The 22,869-nt window shown below is 36.4% G+C and carries 23 protein-coding genes; 11 read left to right on the top strand and 12 right to left on the bottom strand.

Translation table 11 applies throughout. The features are described from left to right. Nucleotides 1-3: 3 nt before the first annotated feature. The 5 genes from ACLMCG_RS03420 to ACLMCG_RS03440 all read left to right on the top strand — a co-directional run bounded on the left by ACLMCG_RS03420 (nt 4) and on the right by ACLMCG_RS03440 (nt 5,328). Entirely contained in the window at nt 4-732 is a 729-nt protein-coding gene (locus ACLMCG_RS03420) for a DUF72 domain-containing protein (protein WP_413958805.1), read from the top strand. Between the two features lie 292 nt (nt 733-1,024). Next, nucleotides 1,025-1,891 (top strand): polysaccharide deacetylase family protein, encoded by an 867-nt coding sequence (locus ACLMCG_RS03425; protein WP_223598883.1) that lies wholly within the window; start codon nt 1,025-1,027, stop codon nt 1,889-1,891. Between the two features lie 75 nt (nt 1,892-1,966). Further along, nucleotides 1,967-2,626, top strand: a complete 660-nt coding sequence (locus ACLMCG_RS03430; protein ID WP_413958806.1) for a YggS family pyridoxal phosphate-dependent enzyme — start codon at nt 1,967-1,969, stop codon at nt 2,624-2,626. A 56-nt stretch (nt 2,627-2,682) separates the two neighbouring features. Beyond that, nucleotides 2,683-3,867 (top strand): sigma-54-dependent transcriptional regulator, encoded by a 1,185-nt coding sequence (locus ACLMCG_RS03435; RefSeq protein WP_223598885.1) that lies wholly within the window; start codon nt 2,683-2,685, stop codon nt 3,865-3,867. A gap of 99 nt (nt 3,868-3,966) precedes the next feature. Beyond that, the gene (locus ACLMCG_RS03440; protein ID WP_309435319.1) at nt 3,967-5,328 is read left to right on the top strand and encodes an MATE family efflux transporter; all 1,362 of its coding nucleotides are present in this window, start codon (nt 3,967-3,969) and stop codon (nt 5,326-5,328) included. A 160-nt stretch (nt 5,329-5,488) separates the two neighbouring features. On the opposite strand, the gene ACLMCG_RS03445 is transcribed toward ACLMCG_RS03440, so the two are convergent. After that, a complete protein-coding gene (locus ACLMCG_RS03445) occupies nt 5,489-5,992 on the bottom strand; it encodes an N-acetyltransferase family protein (protein ID WP_413958807.1) in 504 nt (167 codons plus the stop codon). A gap of 154 nt (nt 5,993-6,146) precedes the next feature. Beyond that, entirely contained in the window at nt 6,147-6,710 is a 564-nt protein-coding gene (locus ACLMCG_RS03450; RefSeq protein ID WP_413958808.1) for a Crp/Fnr family transcriptional regulator, read from the bottom strand. 76 nt (nt 6,711-6,786) lie between these two features. Between ACLMCG_RS03450 and ACLMCG_RS03455 the strand changes: the two genes are divergently transcribed. Continuing rightward, nucleotides 6,787-7,476 (top strand): HAD family hydrolase, encoded by a 690-nt coding sequence (locus tag ACLMCG_RS03455; RefSeq protein ID WP_413958809.1) that lies wholly within the window; start codon nt 6,787-6,789, stop codon nt 7,474-7,476. A 169-nt stretch (nt 7,477-7,645) separates the two neighbouring features. Here the strand turns inward: ACLMCG_RS03455 and ACLMCG_RS03460 are convergent, their stop codons facing one another. Then, nucleotides 7,646-10,048 carry a prolyl oligopeptidase family serine peptidase gene (locus tag ACLMCG_RS03460; protein WP_413958810.1) on the bottom strand — a complete coding sequence of 801 codons (2,403 nt, stop codon included), beginning with the start codon at nt 10,046-10,048 and terminating at the stop codon, nt 7,646-7,648. Between the two features lie 118 nt (nt 10,049-10,166). On the opposite strand from ACLMCG_RS03460, the gene ACLMCG_RS03465 reads away from it, so the two are divergent. Continuing rightward, entirely contained in the window at nt 10,167-10,319 is a 153-nt protein-coding gene (locus ACLMCG_RS03465; protein WP_223598891.1) for a bacteriocin-like protein, read from the top strand. Between the two features lie 56 nt (nt 10,320-10,375). Here ACLMCG_RS03465 and ACLMCG_RS03470 read toward each other — a convergent pair whose 3' ends face one another. Beyond that, entirely contained in the window at nt 10,376-10,804 is a 429-nt protein-coding gene (locus tag ACLMCG_RS03470) for a DoxX family protein (protein ID WP_223598892.1), read from the bottom strand. A gap of 66 nt (nt 10,805-10,870) precedes the next feature. Next, nucleotides 10,871-11,746 (bottom strand): GTPase Era, encoded by an 876-nt coding sequence (gene era, locus ACLMCG_RS03475; RefSeq protein ID WP_047384549.1) that lies wholly within the window; start codon nt 11,744-11,746, stop codon nt 10,871-10,873. A 338-nt stretch (nt 11,747-12,084) separates the two neighbouring features. Here era and ACLMCG_RS03480 point away from each other — a divergent pair, with 338 nt between their 5' ends. The 3 genes from ACLMCG_RS03480 to ACLMCG_RS03490 all read left to right on the top strand — a co-directional run bounded on the left by ACLMCG_RS03480 (nt 12,085) and on the right by ACLMCG_RS03490 (nt 14,072). Beyond that, nucleotides 12,085-12,648 carry a Crp/Fnr family transcriptional regulator gene (locus ACLMCG_RS03480; protein ID WP_413958811.1) on the top strand — a complete coding sequence of 188 codons (564 nt, stop codon included), beginning with the start codon at nt 12,085-12,087 and terminating at the stop codon, nt 12,646-12,648. A 234-nt stretch (nt 12,649-12,882) separates the two neighbouring features. After that, nucleotides 12,883-13,215: a DMT family transporter gene (locus tag ACLMCG_RS03485; RefSeq protein ID WP_047422714.1), complete on the top strand. Its 333-nt coding sequence runs from the start codon at nt 12,883-12,885 to the stop codon at nt 13,213-13,215. A 146-nt stretch (nt 13,216-13,361) separates the two neighbouring features. Beyond that, a complete protein-coding gene (locus ACLMCG_RS03490) occupies nt 13,362-14,072 on the top strand; it encodes a T9SS type A sorting domain-containing protein (protein ID WP_413958812.1) in 711 nt (236 codons plus the stop codon). A gap of 44 nt (nt 14,073-14,116) precedes the next feature. Here the strand turns inward: ACLMCG_RS03490 and ACLMCG_RS03495 are convergent, their stop codons facing one another. The 5 genes from ACLMCG_RS03495 to gpmI all read right to left on the bottom strand — a co-directional run bounded on the left by ACLMCG_RS03495 (nt 14,117) and on the right by gpmI (nt 19,052). Continuing rightward, the gene (locus ACLMCG_RS03495; RefSeq protein ID WP_413958813.1) at nt 14,117-14,884 is read right to left on the bottom strand and encodes a class I SAM-dependent methyltransferase; all 768 of its coding nucleotides are present in this window, start codon (nt 14,882-14,884) and stop codon (nt 14,117-14,119) included. Next, nucleotides 14,884-15,693, bottom strand: coding sequence for a type I methionyl aminopeptidase (gene map / locus ACLMCG_RS03500; RefSeq protein ID WP_114821895.1), 810 nt, complete (start codon nt 15,691-15,693; stop codon nt 14,884-14,886). Before map ends, ACLMCG_RS03495 begins: the two co-directional genes overlap by 1 nt. A 158-nt stretch (nt 15,694-15,851) precedes the next feature. Then, nucleotides 15,852-16,283 (bottom strand): BT0820 family HAD-type phosphatase, encoded by a 432-nt coding sequence (locus ACLMCG_RS03505; RefSeq protein WP_223598897.1) that lies wholly within the window; start codon nt 16,281-16,283, stop codon nt 15,852-15,854. A 99-nt stretch (nt 16,284-16,382) separates the two neighbouring features. After that, nucleotides 16,383-17,360, bottom strand: a complete 978-nt coding sequence (locus ACLMCG_RS03510) for an acyl-ACP desaturase (RefSeq protein ID WP_223598898.1) — start codon at nt 17,358-17,360, stop codon at nt 16,383-16,385. Nucleotides 17,361-17,510: 150 nt separating this feature from the next. Next, the gene (gpmI, locus tag ACLMCG_RS03515) at nt 17,511-19,052 is read right to left on the bottom strand and encodes a 2,3-bisphosphoglycerate-independent phosphoglycerate mutase (RefSeq protein WP_223598899.1); all 1,542 of its coding nucleotides are present in this window, start codon (nt 19,050-19,052) and stop codon (nt 17,511-17,513) included. A gap of 206 nt (nt 19,053-19,258) precedes the next feature. Between gpmI and ACLMCG_RS03520 the strand changes: the two genes are divergently transcribed. Beyond that, on the top strand, nt 19,259-19,582 hold the full coding sequence (locus ACLMCG_RS03520; RefSeq protein ID WP_034696743.1) for a translation initiation factor: 324 nt from the start codon (nt 19,259-19,261) through the stop codon (nt 19,580-19,582). Between the two features lie 2 nt (nt 19,583-19,584). On the opposite strand, the gene ACLMCG_RS03525 is transcribed toward ACLMCG_RS03520, so the two are convergent. After that, nucleotides 19,585-20,484 carry a leucine-rich repeat domain-containing protein gene (locus ACLMCG_RS03525; protein WP_413958814.1) on the bottom strand — a complete coding sequence of 300 codons (900 nt, stop codon included), beginning with the start codon at nt 20,482-20,484 and terminating at the stop codon, nt 19,585-19,587. A gap of 58 nt (nt 20,485-20,542) precedes the next feature. Beyond that, nucleotides 20,543-22,696: an alkaline phosphatase PhoX gene (locus ACLMCG_RS03530; protein WP_413958815.1), complete on the bottom strand. Its 2,154-nt coding sequence runs from the start codon at nt 22,694-22,696 to the stop codon at nt 20,543-20,545. Nucleotides 22,697-22,869: the final 173 nt, after the last annotated feature.

Genomic DNA, 22,869 nt, shown 5'->3' on the forward strand with positions numbered 1-22,869 from the left:
ATTATGATAAAAGAAAATCTTTACATAGGATGCTCAGGATTTTACAATAACGACTGGAAAGGGTCTTTATATCCTGAAAATGCCCAAAGTAAAGATTTTCTTTCTTTATACTCAAAAACATTCAACTCGGTAGAAATTAATTCTACTTTTTATAGAAAGCCGACTTCTAAGACCTTGTTGAAGTGGTATGACGAAACACCGGATGATTTTAAATTTTTCATTAAAATTCCAAAAACCATTACCCATATCAATCGTCTTGAAAATTCAAAAGAAGAAATTGCACTCTTTTGCGATCACATTCAAAGTAATCTGAAAGATAAGCTTGCAGGATTTCTCTATCAGCTTCCTCCTTCTTTTAAAAATACAGCAGAAAATACAGAACGGATCATCAAAAATATTGATCCGACATTTCTGAACGTAATTGAATTCCGACACATCTCATGGTGGCAAAAAGAGATATTCGATTTTTTAAAACAACATAATATCATCTTCTCAGGGGTAAGTTTTCCCGGTGATCTTCCTGAAGATTTTATTATTAATCATCCGGAGATCCTCTATTACAGACTTCACGGAAAACCTGTTCTTTACAAATCTGAATACAGTAAACCCTTTTTGGATGAACTTGCAGGGAAAATCAGAAACTCTCAGCAAACCGCTTTTATATTCTTTAATAATACCTGGGGTACATCAGCTATTACAAATTCTCTGTATTTAAAAAGCATCTTGGAATAAAACCAATGTATGACTCTGATTTTGTTAAAATTAAATAATTCCCCATCACATGAAGAATACTGAAACCTTAATAAAAATAGAGAAAAGCTATTGGTTTCGCATTTGTAAATGTTAAAATCTAAAGAAAACCAAATCATAACTTCACAATTCATCAAACAAAGGAAATATCCCTTAAAATAAAGTTATTAAAATAAACTTAAAAAGAAAAAAACATGCACAGCATGGCATGTAATTTGTTAACTTTCAACTGTTATTTTTAACGATTTTTAACAAATTAAATTCCATTATCTTTATGAGAAAAATTTTTGCGGGAAAGTCAACAAATAAGACTTTTCTCGGGATGTTTGCATTGATGAGTGCAACTTCGGCTTTACTGTATAGCTGTAATTTTAAAAATGAAGTGAATAATGACCCCGTCGTCAGTTCACAGGAACATCCTTCCGCAGAAATAGTCCCTAAAATGGACGATGAAAGCGTAGATCCTGATAAAAGAGTGATCTACCTAACTTTTGATGATGGTCCTAATCAGGGAACCGAAAATCTTTTAAAAATCCTGGATAAAAGAAATGTTTGTGCAACTGCCTTTCTGGTAGGAAAACATGCCTATGGAAGCAAAAAACAAAAAGACGATTTACTCCTTCTGAAGCAAAATCCTCTTGTAGAATTAGCCAACCATAGTTTTAGCCATGCCCATAACAAATACACAGATTTTTATAAAAATGCTGAGTCTGTAGTACATGATTTTGATATCGCCAAAGACAGCTTAAAGCTTTCTGATAAAATAGCAAGAACTCCGGGAAGGAATATCTGGAGACTTAACAATATAAATGTAACGGATATCAAAAGCTCTACTGCAGCCGCTGATGGTCTTAAAAAAGCAGGTTACAAAGTAATTGGCTGGGATCTTGAATGGAGACCTTCCCAAAAAATGACTTTAAAAGGAAGCCATGAAGCGATGGTCAAGAAAGTTGACAGTATTTTCTTTAACGATCTTGAGAAAACATCAAGACATCTGGTTTTCCTTACTCATGATCAATATCTAAGGGATACAGATTCTATCAATGAGCTGGATCTGTTTATTGAAAAACTGCAGAAAAGCAACAAGTTTGTTTTCAGAAAGATTTCTCAATATCCTAAGATCAATGAAGTTTTGAATTAATTTTTCCATAAAAAGGACCATGTAAAATGTATTCTTCGCTGGCAACTGTCAGGGAATTTTCGGAAATTTGCATCTATGAGTATTAAAGAAAATTATAAATCCATAAAAGACCAGCTGCCATCCAATGTTCAGCTGGTTGCTGTTTCGAAAACCCATCCCGCTTCTGCAGTACAGGAAGTATATGATCTGGGACAGAAAGTTTTTGGAGAAAACAAGGTTCAGGAACTGATGGAGAAATCCCCTCTCCTTCCTCAGGATATCCAATGGCATCTTATTGGCCACTTACAGACCAATAAAGTAAAATACATTGCTCCTTTTATAGATACGATACAAAGTGTAGATTCTGAAAAATTATTATCAGAAATCAACAAAGAATCTGGAAAGAGCAACAGGATCATTAAGGTTCTCCTGCAGGTAAAAATTGCGGCTGAAGAAAGTAAATTCGGGCTGGAAATTGCTGAAGCGAAAGATCTGTTTCAGCAGTATGTTGAAGGTCATTTCCCTAATGTTGAAATCACGGGTTTAATGGGAATGGCAACATTCACAGATGATGAACAGCAGGTCAGAAATGAATTTTCAATCCTGAAGGAACTTTTCGATGAATTAAATCAATCAAAAACGTTAAATACATTATCCATGGGAATGAGTGATGATTTCCCGATAGCTATTGAGTGCGGTGCTAACTCTGTGAGAGTTGGATCGGCAATTTTCGGAAGAAGAGACTATTCAAAATAGAATATTTAGGTACAGTTTTTGCTAATAATTGAAACAAAAAATTTAAATTTGCAACTATGCAAAAAATCCTTATAGTAGAAGACGAAAAAGCAATCTCGGGAGTACTTCACAGTATTCTTTCGGATGAACTAACCGATTATGAATTTGTTATCGCTGAAGACGGCCTTGAAGGTTACAAGCAGGTAGAGAAAGAAGATTTCGCACTGGTGATTTCTGACATTAAAATGCCTAAGCTTTCAGGAACTGAACTGTTGAAGCAAAGTCTCGCATTAAAACCAGAAACTACTTTTATCATGATCTCAGGCCACGCAGATATTGACTCTGCTGTTTCCTGTTTGAAAGAGGGCGCATACGATTTTATCTCCAAGCCAATTGACATCAACAGATTGATTACAAGTGTGAAAAACGCTTTGGTGAAGGAAACCCTGAAGAAAGAAAACAAAAATCTTCAGACTGAAAACAAAACCTTAAAGAGAAAAGTAAATAAAAAATACCAGATGATCGGTGATTCTCCTGCTCTTCAAAAGATTCAGGATATGATCGAAAAAGTAGCCGTTTCTGATGCCAGAGTTCTGATTACAGGACCTAACGGTGCCGGAAAAGAATTGGTAGCCCATGCCATTCACAACCAAAGTGAACGTGCAAGAGGCCCTATGATAGAGGTAAACTGTGCTGCAATTCCGTCTGAACTTATTGAATCTGAACTTTTCGGACACGTAAAAGGATCTTTTACAGGAGCTATTAAAGATAAGCAGGGAAAATTTGAACAGGCTAACGGTGGTACCATCTTCCTTGATGAGATTGGTGATATGAGTCTTATTGCTCAGGCTAAGGTATTGAGAGCTCTTCAGGAAAGCAAAGTTTCTCCTGTAGGAAGTGATAAAGAAATAAAAGTTGACGTAAGAGTAATTGCGGCAACCAATAAGAATATGCAGAAAGAAATTGAAGAAGGGAAATTCAGAGAAGACCTTTACCACAGACTTTCTGTTATTGAAATCTATGTTCCGCCATTGGACGACAGAAAAGAAGACATCAAATTGCTGGTTGAACATTTTTCAGGTATGATTGCTGATGAGCATGGTACTGCTGTGAAAAAGTTTGACGATAAAGCTGTTGATGCTTTAAAAGCGCTTTCATGGACTGGAAATATCAGGGAGCTAAGGAATGTTGTAGAAAGATTGATTATTCTTGGTGGAAACACTGTTTCCGAAGGTGACGTTGCAAGTTTTGTAAGGAAATAATAAAGCTATTATTTACGATATTATAAAAAATTGCAGTGTTACCACTGCAATTTTTTTTTGCCCTATTTGAATTATAAACTATATGAATCTTAAAATATTATGAAATTTTTAAACAAAAACTATACAAAAGAATGCCTGACTTTGGCTCTGCCTGTGATGCTTACCCAGGTGGGGCAGGTTTCGGTAAACTTATTCGATAATATTATTGTCGGAAAACTTTTGGGTGCTGATGCGTTAGCATCCGTTTCATTGGGGAATGCCGTGTTTTTCTCCATATTTGTTCTAGCGCTGGGCTTTTCATTTGCCATTCCGCCATTAGTTTCTGAAGCACATTCAAGAGAGGATCATGCGACGATTAATTCTGTTTTCAGCCATGGGTTTATCATCAACATGTCTGTTGGGGTGATTCTGATGGTAATTTTACTTTTGGGGATGCCACTACTCTATCACTCCGGGCAGCCGGCCAAGATTATTCCTGATACAGTAGGGTTCTTAAGTATAATGGTAATCAGTATGATTCCATTTATGGCATTTCAAACCCTTCGCGAAGTTTCTGAAGGTTTATCTTATACCATTGGAGTTACAAAGGCAACCATTATTGCAAATATCATCAATATTGCCTTAAACTATGTTTTTATCAAAGGACTTTGGGGAATTCCTGCAATGGGAGTACAGGGATCTGCTCTGGCAACCCTGATTTCCAGAATCTTCATGGTTGTTTTTCTTTATTTTGTTTTGGTGAAAGAAGAAAAAACAAGACGTTACATCAAAGATTTCTCTTTAAAAATTAAGGATTTCTCAAAGCAAATGTTCGATAAAATGGTGAAGTTGGGATTACCTACAGCTTTACAGATGTTCTTTGAAGTAACCGCTTTTGCCGGAGCAGCATTTATCTGTGGATTGATTTCTGCTCATGATATTGCTTCTCACCAGATCGCATTAAGTATGGCTTCTTTCACCTTTAACTTATGTGTCGGGTTTAGTGTTGCTTCTACGGTAATGATTGGTAGAAAAGTTGGTGAACAGAACTTTGTAGAACTTAGAAAGGTAGGAATCAACAACCTGAAGATTGCTTTTATTTTTATGTGCATCTGTGGATTGGTATTTATTCTAGGAAGAAATATACTTCCCACCTTCTTCACGAAAAAAGAAGAAGTGGAAGTGATTATGCTTGCTTCAAAACTAATGATTATTGCTGCACTGTTCCAGCTTTCTGATGGAATACAGGTAACGGCTTTAGGAATGCTGAGAGGGTTACAGGATGTAAAAATTCCGTCTATCTATACCTTCATCGCCTATTGGGTGATTACCATCCCATTGGGATATTTCTTCTGTGTTACTTTGGAAATGGGCGCATTCGGAATGTGGATTGCACTCGGATTAGGATTGACAGTTTCTGCTGTTTTCCTGGTGAAACGATTTCTGAATATGTCTGCGAAAAAAATTAAGCAGAATTCATAAAAAAAGGCTGTTTCAATAATTGAGGCAGCCTTTTTTATATTTGTTAATTTACAGCAGAACATCGATTTATGTCCTTTCTCAGATCTACATGATTATGTATATTTTCTAAACACAAATTGCACAAATTAAATTCACAAATAGGCACAATTTTCTACTCAGCTTAATCTATTCTCTTTCCTAAGATCTTCAGGCTTCTTTCAACACCATCCAAAATTGCTACATTAGGCAGACTTCCCCAGTCTTCAAATCCGAAATACCTAAACAGTTTCAAACTTGGCTCATTATGGAGGAAAATAAGAGCTACCAGGTTTTTCACCCCAAATTTTCCGGCGTTATCAATACAATACTGAAGAATTGTTTTACCATATCCTTTTCCTCTGCAGGTTTCATCCAGATAAATGCTGACTTCCACCGTTCCGTTGTATGCCGCTCTTTCATGGAATGAACTGAAGCTTACCCATCCGATCATTTCGTTTTGCTCATCTTCAACTACCCAAAGCGGTCTTGTCTGAGGATTGTGTTCTTCAAACCATTTTAGCTTGCTTTCTACAGAGACCTCTTCCATATCTGCAGTCACCATTCTTGAGGCAATTGTTGAATTATATATAGCTACGATTTTATTTAAATCTGCCAATTCAGCATTTCTGAACTTTAATTTTTCCATTGATGAATATTCGACTTAATTTTACACAAAAGTAATAAATTTTAAAAACACCCCATAAAAACTAATAATTAATTATTTGATTTTAATATTTAAAACACACATACCCCGTAAAAATTACAAATAAATAATTTATTTATATAATTTTCTGATAAAATCATTTCAGATCTTTTAAGATTCTATTGAGACTTCTGAGTGTGATTCCCAGATAGGCCGCCATATCTTCTTTTGCAATCTGAATTCCCTGTTCAGATTGCATGTTCAGTAATTGTGTTACCGTATGCTCTACTGTATAAAGCTGTTGATAGGAAGCTCTGCTGGAAGTATTGATAATTCGTTCTGCAAATGAATCCAGCAATAGATGATTTAGGGCCAGGTCATTCTTGATTAAAGATTTAAAAGAAGAAATAGAGGTTTCATAAACGATTACCTCAGATATTGCTTTTACCCCGCATAAACAGCTGATATTTTTAATCAATTCTACTTCTCCAAGGATTTCGCCGTTTCCCAGAAATTCGACAATATACTCTTTTCCGTTTTCTTCGGTGAAATAACATTTGGCAATACCTTCTTTGATCAGCATAACCTTTGACAGCGGCTGATCCTGAACCAAAATATTTTCATCCCTGGAAAAAGACTTTAAAACGACTTCTTCTCTACCCTCCTGTTTATGATAAAGTTCTTCAAAATAACTTAAAAATGCCTGATTTGTTCGTAACATATGGATCCGGGACAAATGTCCTTTGCTTATTGAGTTTTTATACTGAATTTTGAGAACAGAAAATTACAAAACAAAAATGAATAATCATATTACTACGATTGCCTTTGATGCAGATGATACACTTTGGATCAATGAACCTTATTTTCAGGAGGCAGAAAAAGAATTCTGTATACTGCTTGAGGATTATCTTCCGCAACATTCGGTATCACAGGAATTATTTAAAACAGAAATGCAGAATCTCCATCTTTACGGTTACGGAGTAAAGGGATTTATGCTTTGCATGATTGAAACTATTGGCAGGGTTTCCAATAACACCGCTCCGTTGGAACTGGTAAACAAGGCCATTCACTTAGGTCAGAACCTTCTTCAGAAACCAATTGAATTATTGGATGGTGTTACAGAAACACTTGAAAGTTTAAAGGGAAAATACCGACTGGTTGTTGCTACAAAAGGAGATCTTCTGGACCAGGAGCGGAAACTGAAAAATTCAGGATTACAGGACTATTTTCATCATATTGAGATCATGAGTGATAAAAAAGAAAATGATTACAAAAAGCTTCTGAAACATCTGGACTGCAAACCAGAAAACTTCCTGATGCTTGGGAATTCTATAAAATCAGACATCCTTCCGGTATTAGAAATCGGAGGTTTTGCCGCTCATATTCCTTACCATGTCACATGGAGCCATGAACAGCATGATATAAACCTGGAGCATCAAAATTTTATGGAGCTTAAGAATGTTGATGAAATTCTGAAGCATCTTTAAAACCCGATAAATTTTAAACCATTAAGATTTATTAAGCTAATAAGATCATTAAGATGAGCTTCGCTTTAAGTGATAATATCTATAAAGTTTTCGTTAATTCTTTTAACTTCCTTATTATATTTTTAAACAAAAAAAGAGACTGTTTGTGATAAACAGTCTCTTTTGTAATTTATTTCTTCAAACACTTTTCAAGGAACTGATCCTGTTCCCATAAAAGGTGTAAGATGTTTTCTTTAGCCTGATATCCATGAGCTTCTTTTGGAAGAAGAACCATTTTTACCGGAGCACCCAGATTTTTTAATGCCTGGAAGTATCTTTCTGTCTGTAGAGTGAAAGTTCCCGGGTTGTTATCTGCATCACCATGAATCAGAAGAAGTGGTGTCTTCATTTTATCTGCGTTCATGAACGGAGACATCTTGTTGTAAATCTCCGGGATATCCCAGTAATTTCTCTGCTCGCTCTGGAACCCGAATGGTGTCAACGTTCTGTTATAAGCTCCGCTTCTTGCAATTCCACATGCAAAAAGATCAGAATGCGTCAGAAGGTTAGCTGTCATAAAAGCACCGTAAGAATGTCCTCCTACAGCCACTTTCTTTCTGTCAATATATCCCAGGTGATCTACTGCATCAATTGCTGCTGCTGCATTTGCTACCAACTGAGGAATGAAAGTATCATTAGGCTCTGTTTTTCCTTCACCAATAATCGGGAAAGCTGCGTCATCCAGAACTGCATATCCTTTCGTTGTCCAGTATACAAATGATCCGTAATACGGGAATGTAAAATCGTTCGGGTTTTGGGTATTCTGTCCTGCTGTATTTTTATCTTTATATTCAGTAGGATAAGCCCAGATTAGCAACGGAAGCTTCTCTTTTTTCGTTTTTCTGTCGTAATTAGCAGGAAGATAAAGAGTTCCGGTTAAAGTAACACCATCATTTCTCTTGTAAGTAATCACTTCTTTGTAAACATCTTTGATACTTTCAAAAGGATTGGCAAAGTTAGTTACAGCTTCTGCTTTATTAGATTTAATATTCTTTTTGAAATAATTAGGATAAAGACTTGGTGACTGTTGAGTCGTAAGAATTTCACCCTTTGAAGCATTAAGAATATCAATGATCTCTTCTTTACCGTTTTTTATAGTAGAGGTATAAAGTCTTTTCTTTTTCAGTGATTTCACATCCATTTCATCAATAAAAGGATGCTGTCCGTCTTTGGTAAATCCGTCTCCGATCAGATAGGCTTTTCCTCCTTTCATATCGATTACATATCTTCCGTACTGGTTTTTCGTTGTGTTAAAATGCCCCGGGTCACTGTAAACATCCTGATAATTTCTGTCATCGAAAACTTTAGATTCTCCGTTATTAGTATCTATCAGGTAAGATTTTGTATTTCTTGTGTCATACCAACCTTCAGAAACAATAGCATAATGATCATTGGTCCAGACTACGTCATCATATCTCTGCTTTGTTTTGAAGAAAGATTTTGGAGCTGCTGTAAATGGGGCTTCCCAGGTAAATATTTCGTCTCTGTAATCCGCTGTTTTAGACTGATCTCCTCCATCCAGAGCTTCAGCATAAGTAAGCGTAGCAGGAGCATCACTTCTCCATCCCATATCTCTTTTTCCGGTTCTTACCGATGAGAATCCTTTCGGCATGATTTCATTCAAAGGAACTTCGTTTACTGTTTTTACAGCATTTCCTTTCATATCATATATAACTGTTGTAGATGGAAATCTGTTGAGCGGAACGATATAGGAAAACGGCTTTTTAATCGTCGTAGCCATAAGATAATTTCCGTCCGGAGAAAAACTCAAGCCGGCATACATATCCTGATCTTTCAGTTTCTTAAGATTTCCTGTAAGATCTACATTATAGATTTCAGAAGCAGTAAGCGTTTCGAAGTTTTTCTCGTCCTGAGGATTTTTCAAAAGATCCTGATACGTCCTGTTTTGAGAGACTTTACCATCTGCTGTTGAAACAATCGGGCCTGTCGGAAGATCTTTGGCTGCATCTATAAGAGCAGGTCTGTTTTGTGGAAGTGTTCTGATCAGGAAGCTTTGAGAATCATTATACCAAACATAAGGCATTCCCAAGTTGGCATTCAGATTATCAGTGGTAATTTTTTTTGCAGAAGCAGTTTCCATATCTACGATCCACAACTCTACTCCTTTATTTGTTGTATTGGTAAAAGCAAGTTTCTTCTCATCCGGAGAAAACGAAACGTATGCAATTTTTGGATTGGAAGGCAGGTTTTTTACCTGAATCTCATTTTTATCATTGATCTTTCTGATCTTCAGGTTATTTGAGTAGGTCATGCTGCTCGAAATATTAGTAACCGGATTGATCCTAAGTCCGCCAAGCTTCATTTCACTCTGACTAAGATCTTCCAGTGTTTTATATGTTGGACGATAAGTAAAAACTACCCAGTCTTTTTTGCTGTTCATCAGAACACTTGGAGGTCTTTGATAATCTGCAAGTTTTAAAATTTCAGCAGAAGGCTTCTGATAAGTAATATTTTCCTGTGCATCATAAAAATTGAGAAATGCCAATAGGCAAATAGTCAGTTTTATCTTCATATAAATTCATTTTCTACGAATGTAGTGAATTTTAACATATTTCTAACATTAAAAAATAAGACTCTTTTCAGTGTCATATTTGTTTTTTTATTACTTTTATCTTACAAATTAAAATAATATGAAAAATTTAAGAAAATTATCAAAGAGCAATCTGAAAACAATTAAAGGAGGAAGTGCACCATTATGTGATCCGGGATACATGGCTTGCAGAGTAGGTAAAACTCCAAGCGGTGCTCCTATCTGGGATTGCTTGCCAAATTGCAGATCTTAAAAACAAGAAAGGCACTTCATGTTGAAGTGCCTTTCATATTTTATATTCTTATAAGATTACCAGTCTGATGCTCTTTTTCGTCTTTCAATCATATGATCTACTGAAACTTTACCAGCTCCGATTACCATGAGTAAAAGATAAACGGAAAGATAGACAAGTGCCATTTCTCTTTTTTCAAAAGGATCTGCTCCATGTACTGCAAAAGCAGCGATAATCATGGTAAAGATCAGAAAACCTAAAGAAACTCTTGTAAAAAGCCCTAATATAAGTAGTATTGAACAAACAAATTCAGCAAAAACCGTAAGAATCAGAGAGATCTGAGGGCCAAGTCCCATAAAATCGAAAAACTCGATTTTACCGCCCTCCAATAGCATCTGAAGTTTTGGAAAGCCATGAGACAGCATTGCAAAACCAACAAACACTCTCACTGCTAATAAAATAACATCTTTAGGTATTGAGCTCCAATTTGAATTATTATAGTTCATTTACTAAAAAATTTATACTAAGGTAATAAAAATCTTTTAATACAACGGGATTCCGGCTATTTTAGTTTATCTGTAACCGAAATTTTTAAGATCTCTGTCGTTCTTTCTCCAGTCTTTTTTCACTTTTACAAATAAGTTTAAATGAATTTTTTTGGTGAAAAACTTTTCCAGGTCTAATCTCGCTTCAGTTCCTACTTTCTTGATAGCTTCTCCTTTGTGCCCAATAATAATTCCTTTCTGGGTATCTCTTTCTACATAAATAATTGAGTCTATGAAGATAATTCCTTCTTTTTCTTTGAACTGCTCAGTCACTACCTCTACTGAGTATGGAATTTCCTTATCATAATTTAAAAGGATTTTCTCACGTATTGCTTCATTTACAAAGAATCTTTCGGGTTTATCCGTATATTGGTCTTTATCGTAGTAAGGAGGATTTTCAGGAAGCAGAGATTTTATTTTAGGTAAAATGACTTCTGTATTAAAGGCATTTAAAGCAGAAATAGGAAGAATTTCAGCTTTTGGAATTCTGTTGTGCCAGTCTTCTACTAATTTTTCAAGTCCGGCCTGATCGGTCTGATCTACTTTATTTAATAAAAGAAGTACAGGTACAGGAATTTTATTCAGTTTATCAATTAAAAATTCTGATGGTTCCGCTTTATCGGTAACGTCTACAATAAACAGGAAAACATCGGCATCCTGCAAAGAATCCTTTACAAAATCCATCATTTTTTCCTGTAATCCGTATTTTGGATCCAATACTCCGGGAGTATCGGAAAATACAATCTGAAGGTCATCTTCATTATAAATACCAAAAATTCTGTGGCGGGTTGTCTGAGCTTTTTGCGTTACAATCGCCAACTTCTCTCCCATTAATTGGTTAAGCAAGGTCGATTTTCCCGCATTGGGCTTTCCAACTATATTTACAAATCCAGCTTTGTGCATAAAAATAATATTACGAACTGCAAAGTTACTAAAACAAAATTGGTCTTTACGGTTAATCTTAATTTTTAAAGGAAAAAAGAGAGTTATACTTTGAAATATAGCATGAGGAAAAGAAATGTACAGAGGGATGATTGCTTGGCTAACCACCCCAGCAAAAATTCTTTGAATTTTTGCCACCCCTCCGAAGGAGGGGAATTTTTGCTCTTTCCATTGTAATTTTGATGATAAATAACTTTAATTCTGATCACACTCACTACAAGATTTTTGATAAAAATTATAAGATAATTTTGTATTGCATTGTCTAAAACTGATATTTTTGAATATTAGAATTCATCTTTATGAATATAGACCAGATTCTTGACAAGGTTTACCTTCTTCCTGAAGCATCAAAAAACAGTTTGAAAGAGCATATCACCGAGATTTCACATCCTAAAGGATTTTGCCTGATGGAAGCTGATAAAGTGATTCCTTATCTTTATTTTATCCGTAAAGGGATTGCCCGTGCCTATTCTTCAACTGCCGATAATGATATTACCTTCTGGTTCGGTAGTGAAGGACAATGCATCCTTTCTATGAAAAGCTATGTGGAGGACAAACCCGGCTATGAAAGCATCGAATTGCTGGAAGACTGCGATCTTTACAGAATGGAAACGGAAAGCCTCAGAAAACTGTTCAATGAAGATATTCATATTGCCAACTGGGGCCGAAAACTGGCAGAAGCCGAGATGATAAAATCCGAGGAACTGATTATTTCCAGACAGTTCAAAACATCTTTGGAACGTTATAAAGATATTATGGCTTATCAACCTGAACTGCTAAAAAGAGTTCAGCTGGGGTATATTGCGTCGTATCTTGGAATTACACAAGTAAGTTTGAGTAGGATACGGGCCGAAATCAAGTAGATTAAAAAATTGAAGGATTAAATGATTTAAAAATTCTGTGATTCTTAATTTATGTTTTGGCTAAAGCCAACGGAATATTTTTTTTATATTATAAGCGGACTAAAGTCCGCTCCTATTGATATGACAACCCTTTTACTTCCATCTTCATTCTTCCATCTTCTTTTCATTTTTTAACAATTGTAAAATTTTTTCTCCTGTCAAATTCTGAACTTTGCCGTAGAAAAATTTAAAAAAATGAATTGGTTAATATTAGTTATCGCGGGATTATTTGAAGTTGCCTTCGCATCATGTCTGGGAAAGGCAAAAGAAACATCAGGAACTGAGATGTACCTGTGGTATGCGGGTTTCCTGATAACCATGACCATCAGTATGGTTTTATTAATTAAAGCGACTCAAACCTTACCTATTGGTACTGCTTATGCGGTATGGACGGGAATTGGAGCAGTAGGAACGGCTTTAATGGGAATTATCTTCTTTAAGGACCCTGTAAGCTTCTGGAGAGTTTTCTTTATTGTAACGCTTATTGGTTCTGTAGTAGGCCTGAAAGCCGTGTCTTCATCACACTAAGAGGCATAAACTTCTATCTATATTAAAAATGAAACCGTCTTCGTAATGAAGGCGGTTTTTTGTTCTGAATTTTGATCTTTATTATCCTGATCAACTGACCGATAGGAATGAATTCTTTTTATATCTTTACTGAAAACTTTTAACTTATGAAGAAATTACTATTCCTTTTAGCTGGTAGTTTACTGACTGCCCAGCAAACTTCTGAACTTCTTGCCAACAACTGGTATATTTCCAAGATGGTAACAAGCAGCGGCCAGACAACCAACACTCCTGCAATAGACAATGGAGTTCCTGCTACTACTTTTAATTCTGCGGGAGGAACAAGCTATGTCATTAACTCCAGATATTATAACACCTCTATGATGAGTTTCGGGGTTATACCGGGAGGTAATAATCTCATCAAAACAGCAAGCTCTTGTACTCTTTTGTTTTATAATGGAACAAATGCAGGTCCTGTTCGTGCCTACGATCAGAAAAACTGTGATGCGTATGTTTTAGGTGCTTACGGATCTATATACAGTTATGAGATCACAACCAACGGTAATGTTAAAACACTTATGATCATGGATCCTTCAGGAAACAAGATATATTATAACAACAGTGCACAGTTAAGTACTAAAGAAACCGAAACAGCGACAAAAACTTTTAAAGCGTATCCAAACCCTGTAAAAGAGGTTTTACATCTTGAAAATATTGAGAGAAAACTTCCGCTTAAGATCTATGATCTATCAGGGAAACTGGTATTTGAAACCACAACAAATGACACTAAAATATCAATTGATACAAGTAGTTTGCAAAAAGGACAGTATATTTTAGTTTTGGAAAATTATAAATCATATCCTTTTACAAAAGAGTAATAGAGCAATAAAAAAACCGTCTTCAATAACTGAAAACGGTTTTTTTATTTTTTATAAACTACAGGCAAGATTTCATTGTGTCTTAACCCATATTTTTTAATTTCTTCTTCAGAGAATGTCTGTGAATAGAAGTTGGACTCTACTTCGAAGCCTGCTTTTCTTAAACGGTCGAAATAATCCATTCCGTACCAACGAACGTGATCATATTGTCCGAAATGTTTCTGACGTTCTTTTGGGTCTTTAATCGTGAAATCTTCGTAGGTTTTCTCCAATGAATTTTTCATCGGAACCTGAAGAATTCCCCATCCGCCGGGCTTCATTACTCTGTACAGCTCGCTCATAGCTTTTGCATCATCTTCAATATGTTCCAGGACGTGGTTACAGAAAATGATATCAAAACTGTCATTTTCGAACGGTAAATCCAGAATATCAGCCTTCACATCAACAATCGGAGAATATAAGTCTGCCGAAATATAGTTCAGGTTACTCATTCTTTTGAATTTTCTTAAAAATTCCTGTTCGGGAGCAATATGCAGAACTTTATAATTCTTAATAAAAAAATCAGTTTCATTCTGAAGATACAGCCACATCTGACGGTGTCTTTCCAGACTTAAAGTTCCGGGAGAAAGAGCATTTTCCCTTTGTTTGCCATATCCATACGGAAGAAATTTTCGGTAAGATCTTCCATCAATAGGATCATAAAACTGATCTCCTTTGAAAAACTGATAAATAAGCGGTCTTGCCCAAATACTCATTTTAATAAGCATAGGGCGTGGAATTTTATTCAGTAAAAGTTTCGTTACCTTTTTCATTAAAAATCCAGTTGGAACTGCTTTTCTTCGTCACTTACAATCCCCAGAGCTTCATAGACATAGTCAAATGTTGAAAGCAATACCGGCTTACCATTGATTACCGCTACATCATGTTCAAAGTGGGCAGATGGCATATTATCAAGAGTCGTTACCGTCCAGCCGTCATTATGAAACTTTACTTTTTCAGTACCCATATTAACCATCGGCTCAATAGCAATCGCCAAACCGTCTTTGATTACTTTTCCGCTTCCCTGTCTTCCATAGTTAGGAACCTGTGGATCTTCATGCATTTTTCTTCCTAAACCGTGTCCTACAAGCTCTCTTACCACTCCATATCCTTCTTTTTCACAATGTGTCTGGATTGCATGGGAGATATCTCCTATTCTTTTTCCTCTGACAACCTGCTCAATTCCTTTGTAAAGAGATTCTTTGGTAACCTGCAGTAATTTTTTAACCTCAGGCTTCACTTCCCCGATTTCAAAAGTGTAGGCATGATCTCCTACGAAACCGTTAAGAATAACTCCACAGTCTACGGAAAGAACATCTCCTTCTTTTACTACATCCTTGTTTGGAAAACCATGAACTACCTGCTCATTCGGAGAGATACAAAGAGAATTCGGGAATCCGCCGTAACCTAAAAATGCAGGCTCAGCACCATGATCTTTAATAAAATCATGAGCCAGTTTATCTAAATATAAGGTCGTAATGCCTGGTTTAATTTCTTTTGCCAACATTCCCAATGTTTTAGAAACCAGTCGGGCACTCTCCTTCATCAGACGTAATTCGTCTATCGTTTTTAATTGAATCATTGTTGTATAGATGTTAGATATCAGATGTTAAAAGCTAGATTACAGCATGATGTGTATTTCTATATTATAACAATCTACAGACTTTCTCTGATCAAAAATAGAAGCTTTGATTTGGTATTATAAAACTAATTTCTAATATCCGGCTTCTCATTTTTATCCTACCAGAAAAGTCCTTTTTTCTTTTCTTTTTTTAGTTTTGAATAGGCAAGAACTTCTTTCCCTTCTACACGGAATTCTATTCTTTCCTGAATAATATTGTAGATCTCACCCCATCCCGGGAATCCTCCTAAATTTCTGTCGTCAATAAACCAATCTGCATCTAATTTTCTGGATTGTGTTTCATGATCAAAAACTTCTCCTTCAAAACTTGAATTCACGGCGTAAAATTCTATTCCGTTTTTTTGACAGAATTCTACGGCTTCATCTAATGTTTTTCCGTGTCTGTAAGTCCAAAGTATAAGTCTGAATCCTTCAGCCTGAAGTCTTTTCAATGTTTCGAATGCAAAAGTTTTTGGTTTTCCGATTGCCGGGTAAGCATCATCAACTATAGTCCCGTCAAAGTCAACAGCAATCTTTTTATTATTTAACATTTTGTTGTTTTTTTAGCTTTGCAAAGATAAGAAATAAAAAGAGTGCCCAAAAGAAAGGCACTCAATACTTTTATATTTTAAATAATAATGTAAATTTCATTAGCTTTTTACCCAGTTAAACTGGAACTGAAGATCCGGAGTAGAAACTCTGTCTGTGATCTTCTGAAGCCTTGCAGGAAGCTTCATCAGGTATTCCTGAGCTTTTTCTGCTTTTTCTGTAAGTCCTTTCACATGCTCAATTTTCCATTCATCTAAAAGGTCTTTCATAATATTGATATAATCCTGACCTGTGTATACCATACATCTTTGTGCAGCATCTGAGAAATGCCCCCAAAGTTCTCCGGCTTTTTGTCCGGACTGTCTCATAAGGTGAGCAGGCATTACGATTTTTTTACGCATCATATCTTCGAATGCAAGAATCATTTCTGAAGGGTCTACTTCAAGGATTTTCGCTACGAAATGCTTGTATGCTTTAGCGTGTCTTGCTTCGTCTGCAGCAATTACACCACACATTTTTGCCAATTTTCCGTTTCCGGATTGTTTAGCCAATGTACCTACTCTTCTGTGAGAGATATTGGTAGCGGTCTCCTGGAAACTAGTATAGATAAAGTTTCTGTACGGGTCCATACTTGTTCCCAAATCGAAACCATCATTAATCAGGTATTGAGTGGTAATTTCAACCTCTCTCATGTTTACTCTTCCACACAGATAAAGATATTTGTTTAATAAATCTCCGTGTCTGTTTTCTTCAGCAGTCCATGCTCTTACCCAATTGGCCCAGCCTAATTTTTCTTCCTGATTGATGCCGTCAACTCCCATTAACCAAGACTCATAGGAAGGAAGAGCTTCTTCTGTGATACAGTCCCCAATCAATGTTACAAAAAGATCGTAAGGCATTTCGCGGGCAAAAGTCTGGATTTCCTCTAAGTCGTGTTTAAATTCTTCGCTTGAAGGATCTGGTAAATAATCGGAAGGCTGCCATATTTTTTCAATTGGCGTTAAAAATTTATCAAGAAAAGAACCTACTTCCTTTTCCAATAATCCCATTACTTCTTTCCTTACAAGCTTTTGATACATTTTACTATTCAGTTTTAATTTACAAAGATATGATTTATTTATTATTTGGCGCATAATAAAGTATGCAACTCATACTTTATCTGACATAAATCATAAAAGAATGCCGCCATACAAGGTATAACGGCATTCTTTTGACAATATTATTGAATTTTAATCAACTAAAACATCTCCGGTCATTGCAGCCGGTATTTCAACGCCCATTACTTTAAGAATTGTAGGCGCTACATCCCCCAGTTTTCCTGGTTTCAGATTCCAGGTATGGTCTTTATCCATTACAATGAAAGGCACAAGATTGGTTGAGTGCTGTGTATTAGGAGTTCCATCCGGATTCATCATCACATCTGAATTTCCGTGATCGGCAAGAATAAAAACAGCATATCCGTTTTCATAAGCAGCGGTTGCTACTTTTTCGATACACTGGTCTACTACTTCGGCAGCTTTTACAGCGGCTTCAAAAACTCCTGTATGTCCTACCATATCTGTATTGGCGAAGTTCAGACAAACAAAGTCAGCATTTCCCTGTTCCAGTTCCGGTACGATTGCATTGGTAATATCATAGGCTGACATTTCAGGCTTCAAATCATAAGTAGGAACATCTTTCGGGCTTGGGCAAAGCAGTCTTCTTTCTCCTTCAAATTCTTCTTCTCTTCCTCCTGAAAAGAAGAAAGTAACGTGTGGATATTTCTCTGTTTCTGCGATTCTGATCTGAGATCGTCCATTTTTTTCAAGAATTTCACCCATTGTTTCCGTCAAAACGTTTTCGTCAAAAACAACCTGTACATTCTGGAATGTTTTATCATAATTCGTTAGCGTAATATAATAAAGGTTCAGTTTCTTCATAGAATATTCCGGAAAATCCTTCTGAGAAAGAACTTCTGTAATTTCTCTTCCTCTGTCTGTACGGAAGTTGAAGCAGATCACTACATCATTATCAATAATTTTTGCTACCGGCACCACATTTCCTGTTGCAGTAGTATTCATTAAAATGATGGGTTTCAGGAATTCGTCTGTAACGTTATTATCATAGGAAGTCTTGATTGCTGCCAAAGCATCCGTTGTTGGTTCGCCTACTCCTTCTACAAGAGCATCATAAGCTAACTTTACACGTTCCCATCTTTTGTCTCTGTCCATCGCATAGTATCTTCCTACCACTGTTGCCAGCTTTCCGGTAGTAGCATCCATATGCTTCTGAAGTTCGTCAATAAACCCGAATCCGGAATGAGGATCACAGTCTCTACCATCGGTAAACGCGTGAACAAATACGTTCTCATTTAAACCGAATTCTTTTGCAGCCGTCAATAATCCTTTTAAGTGATTGATATGTGAGTGTACTCCTCCGTTGGAAACCAACCCTATGAAGTGTACTTTTTTATTTTCTTTTTTTGCGTATTCGAAAGCATCCTGAATCACTTTTTCCTGACCCAGTGTTCCGTTTTCAACCGCCATATTCAGTTTCACCAGGTTCTGGTAAACCACTCTCCCTGCTCCGAGGTTCATGTGCCCAACTTCAGAGTTACCCATCTGTCCGGCAGGAAGACCTACAGCCAGTCCACTTGCTTCAAGTGTAGTATGTGGGAATTTTTTGTAACAGCTGTCTATGAATGGTGTATTTGCTTTATCTATTGCAGAAACGTCCGGGTTTGTTCCCAATCCCCATCCGTCAAGAATTGCCAGTATTGCTTTTTTTGACATTTTGTAAAACTTTTGTTAGACAAATTTACCTAATTTCCTATGAATATAAGAATTTGAAGTCTTGAATTTTATTGATTACTGATCATCAGGGTGATATCGCAGATAATCAAACCCTGTCAAGGTGTAAAACCTTGACAGGGTTGAAAAATTGAAATTTCATTGATTATTTCGGTTCATTAATCCGTAAATCTTTTTAATTTTGCGGTATGGATTTACGAGATCAATTGAAGAATCTTTTTCCTGATCATGAAGAACAGGATTTTGAGATGCCTGAAGAGCAATTCAAGCAGAAAGAACCTTTGGTATGCAAGTTTGAGAAAAAAGGGAGAAATGGTAAGCCTGTAACTATTGTTGAAGGCTGGGAAGGCAGTGAGGAAGACCTGAAAAAAATCTCAAAGAAAATAAAAACCACCTTAGGTATAGGCGGTTCTGAGAAGGATGGAACGATTATCATTCAAGGAGATAACCGTGATAAAATAATGAATATCCTTAAAGAAATGGGATATAAAACCAAACGTGTTGGCGGATAGATCTAGAAGTAGATCTGCGTATCCGGCAGTAGGGTTTTTAAATTTTCAATTGTAGATTTTTCTATAGGATTTCCTGTAAGAATCAAAGTTTTCAGATTTTTCAACTGCTTGATTTCCAAAGGAATATATTTCAGATTATTGTTAGCCAGATTCATACTGACTACACTTTTCAACCCTTTTACTTTAGGTGAAATTTCCGAGATATTATTTCCACTTACATTCAGAAATTCAAGATGCTGAGCTTTGAAAAGGTTTTCCGGAAGCTTGTTGATGGCATTCTGCTGCAGTTCAAGATATTTTAAGTTTTTAGGAAAAGACAAATTACCAAGATCATTAATCTGATTATCAGAAAGATTCAGAAATTTAAGATTTTTGATCTGATCCAGTCTGTCTGCAATAAAGCTGATCTGATTTCCCTGAAGGTTGATTTCTTCCAACGCTGCAATTTCCATAAGTGCTTCGGGGAATGTATTCAGGTTGTTGGCATCAAAATGCACCACTTTTAAGTTCTGGAGCTTTGCAATATTGGGATTAATGCTTGTCAGACTATTCAGATTCATTGAAAAAGTAGTCAGTTTCTTCAGCTTGCTTACCTCATCCGGGATGTATTTAATGCTGTTTTCGTTCACATTTAAAATCTCCAGTTCTTTCAACTCAAAGAGTTCCTGATCCATTTTCTCAAGCTTATTGGCCATGATATTCAGAAAGAATAAGGAATCAAGCTTCACGATCTGAGGAGGAAGATTGAACAATCTTTTTTCTCTGAAACTCATACTGTACACTGCTTTTTTACTGCTTAAAGCATCTTCAATATTAGTAAAAGTAGGATATTTCACAGGATCAATCTGTGCTTTGATCTGCGAAAGTGATAGTATGGAAATAAGTAAGAAAAGCTTTTTCATAAACATAAAAAGGTCTGCCAGCGACAGAAGCCACTGACAGACAAGAATTATAAATAATTTATTTCTTTACAAGTTTAACTGTTTTCTGGAAACCTCCTTCAGCTTCAATATTTAAAACTAAAACACGAGATCCTTCCAACTGTTGTGTGAAATCCAGGTCCAATACTTTGTTTGTCCCGTTGAACTTCTTCGTAAATACGATTTTTCCGTCCATGCTGTAAGCGGTCACTGAAATATCTTTCAATCCTTTTACTGAATTGATTTTTACGATTCCTGAAGTAGGGTTTGGCGCTACCGTTACTGTATTTTCTGCAGTTTTGCTGTCGATAGTCCCTAAAGTTCCTTCAGTTCCTAAGTTATTTTTAAGAGCAATTACGATGGTTGCTGATTTTCCTTTATAATTGATTGTATTTCCTGTAGCATCCACATCTGTAGAGATTGTTGAGTCCGGGTGCTGAATAGAGAAGAAACCAAATTTATGATCAGGCGTAAATGTAAGTCCTGTAGGCTCTGAACCTGCCGGCATAGAAGCAAATAATTTCACTTTAGGGTTAGCCTGTGTATGATCCGGAGCAATTACCCAGATGTAGTTTTTACCTCCATCCTGAAGTACCCAAAGGTTTCCAAGTTCATCAAAAGTAAGGTTATCATTTCCGTCTCCCCAAGCTTCAGATTTCATTCCCTGAGCTGTATTGAAAGAATATACAGAAGAACCTCCTCCTACGAATGTTTCTACCTGAGAAGCTGTAGTTCCGTTATCCTGTAGACGGTATACTCTGTCTAATCCTTTTGCTGTAAAATAGATTTTTCCGTCCAATGGGCTGATGTCAACATCTTCTACTCCATTAAATTTTGTTCCGCCCAATGACTGTGCAAGTGATGCCGTATTATTCTGGTCTGCTTTGGTTTTATTAGGAACCTGAACCCATGTTGCTGTAGTTCCTACCGGATCTCCCGCAGTTGATAATCCCTGATCTAATTTTAAAACATACAGATTTCCTGAAGAAAGGTTATTCGGAGTATCCATTACATATTTATACACCATGTGCGTTCCGCCGTCTTCCCCATAATAAGCAGTTGTTCCTGCATTATTCACCACTACATTTTCGTGGTTCATGATTCCCATCTGCCAAAGTTTTCCTTTAGATCCGTCTGTATTTTTAGAAATCACCTGAGCTGTTGCAGGATCAATTTCTACCAGCCAACCGTAATCTTTGTATCCGTCATTGTTCACGTCATTGGAAGTCACAGACTCTTCAGCGGTTACCACGGTTCCCCAAGGTGTAATTCCTCCTGAACAGTTTCTGATGGTTTGTACCAGACTTGGATCTGAGAAACTTACCGCTCTTGATTTTGTCAGTTGCCAAAGCTTTGAAGTCGCATTATAATTAATTTCTGCCATGGTAACTCCTCCTGGATTCGTTTCATGGTTTACAGAAAGATATCCGTTCGTACTGCTTCCTGTTTTTGGAACATAAGCTGTAAAGTCATTCTGGCCTCCCACTAATCCTCCTCCTTCTGTATAACTGTCTCCTTCTTTTAAAATAAGCTGGTATTTGTGTTCAGCAGGAATGATTAACTTATCAGTCTGTGCTGTAGGAACAATTGAAGTAAAGCAGCTGATGTGTGTTCCGCTACAAGCAACAGGAATGGTTGTGTTAGGTGTAGTTTTCAGGTAAGCATCAATTCTTAAATCTGAACTGGTTGTGCTTCTGTTGTGCAATTCTATAGAAAGTCTGTTGACACCGTTTACAAATTTTGATTTTGGAATCGTGAAAAGGTTATAAACACTTTCTGCCGCTCCATCTATAGTTGTAGATGAAAAAGTATTGAATGTAACAGCACCAGCAGGCATGTTGTCTCTTACTACTTCCTCTCCGTTAAGGTATACTATAATACCGTCATCTCTCATTATTCCCAATTCCATATTATCGGAAAGCGTAGAAAGATCTACTGTAAAATCTTTAGCAAAATAAGCTGTAGTAAGCCCTGAGTTGATGGTTGTGGTTACAGGATCTCCATATCCTAACGGACCGTTTCCTACCGCCCATGTTGAAATGTCATAAGTCTGGGCATTCCATCCGGCAGGCTGAGCCTGATTGTTATCTTTGTAGCTCCAAGATGCATTCTTATTGAATATCAGAGTTTGCGCCTGAATACCAGAACTGGCCAGTATAGCCAAAGCTCCCACTGTTAGTAGTTTTTTCTTCATTTTTTATTTGATTTATTAGACACTGCAAAACTATTTTTTTAGAGCTTTTCCTCTGTTAATAGGATTTTAAATATAAATCAGCAAATATTAACTTATCAAAAACCTAATGTTAATGGGATTAATTTTTTGTTAAATGATGCGGATTACGAGGTGCGGGATTCGAGATGCGAGAT

It is taken from the genome of Chryseobacterium sp. S90 (assembly GCF_047444895.1).
Taxonomy (GTDB): domain Bacteria; phylum Bacteroidota; class Bacteroidia; order Flavobacteriales; family Weeksellaceae; genus Chryseobacterium.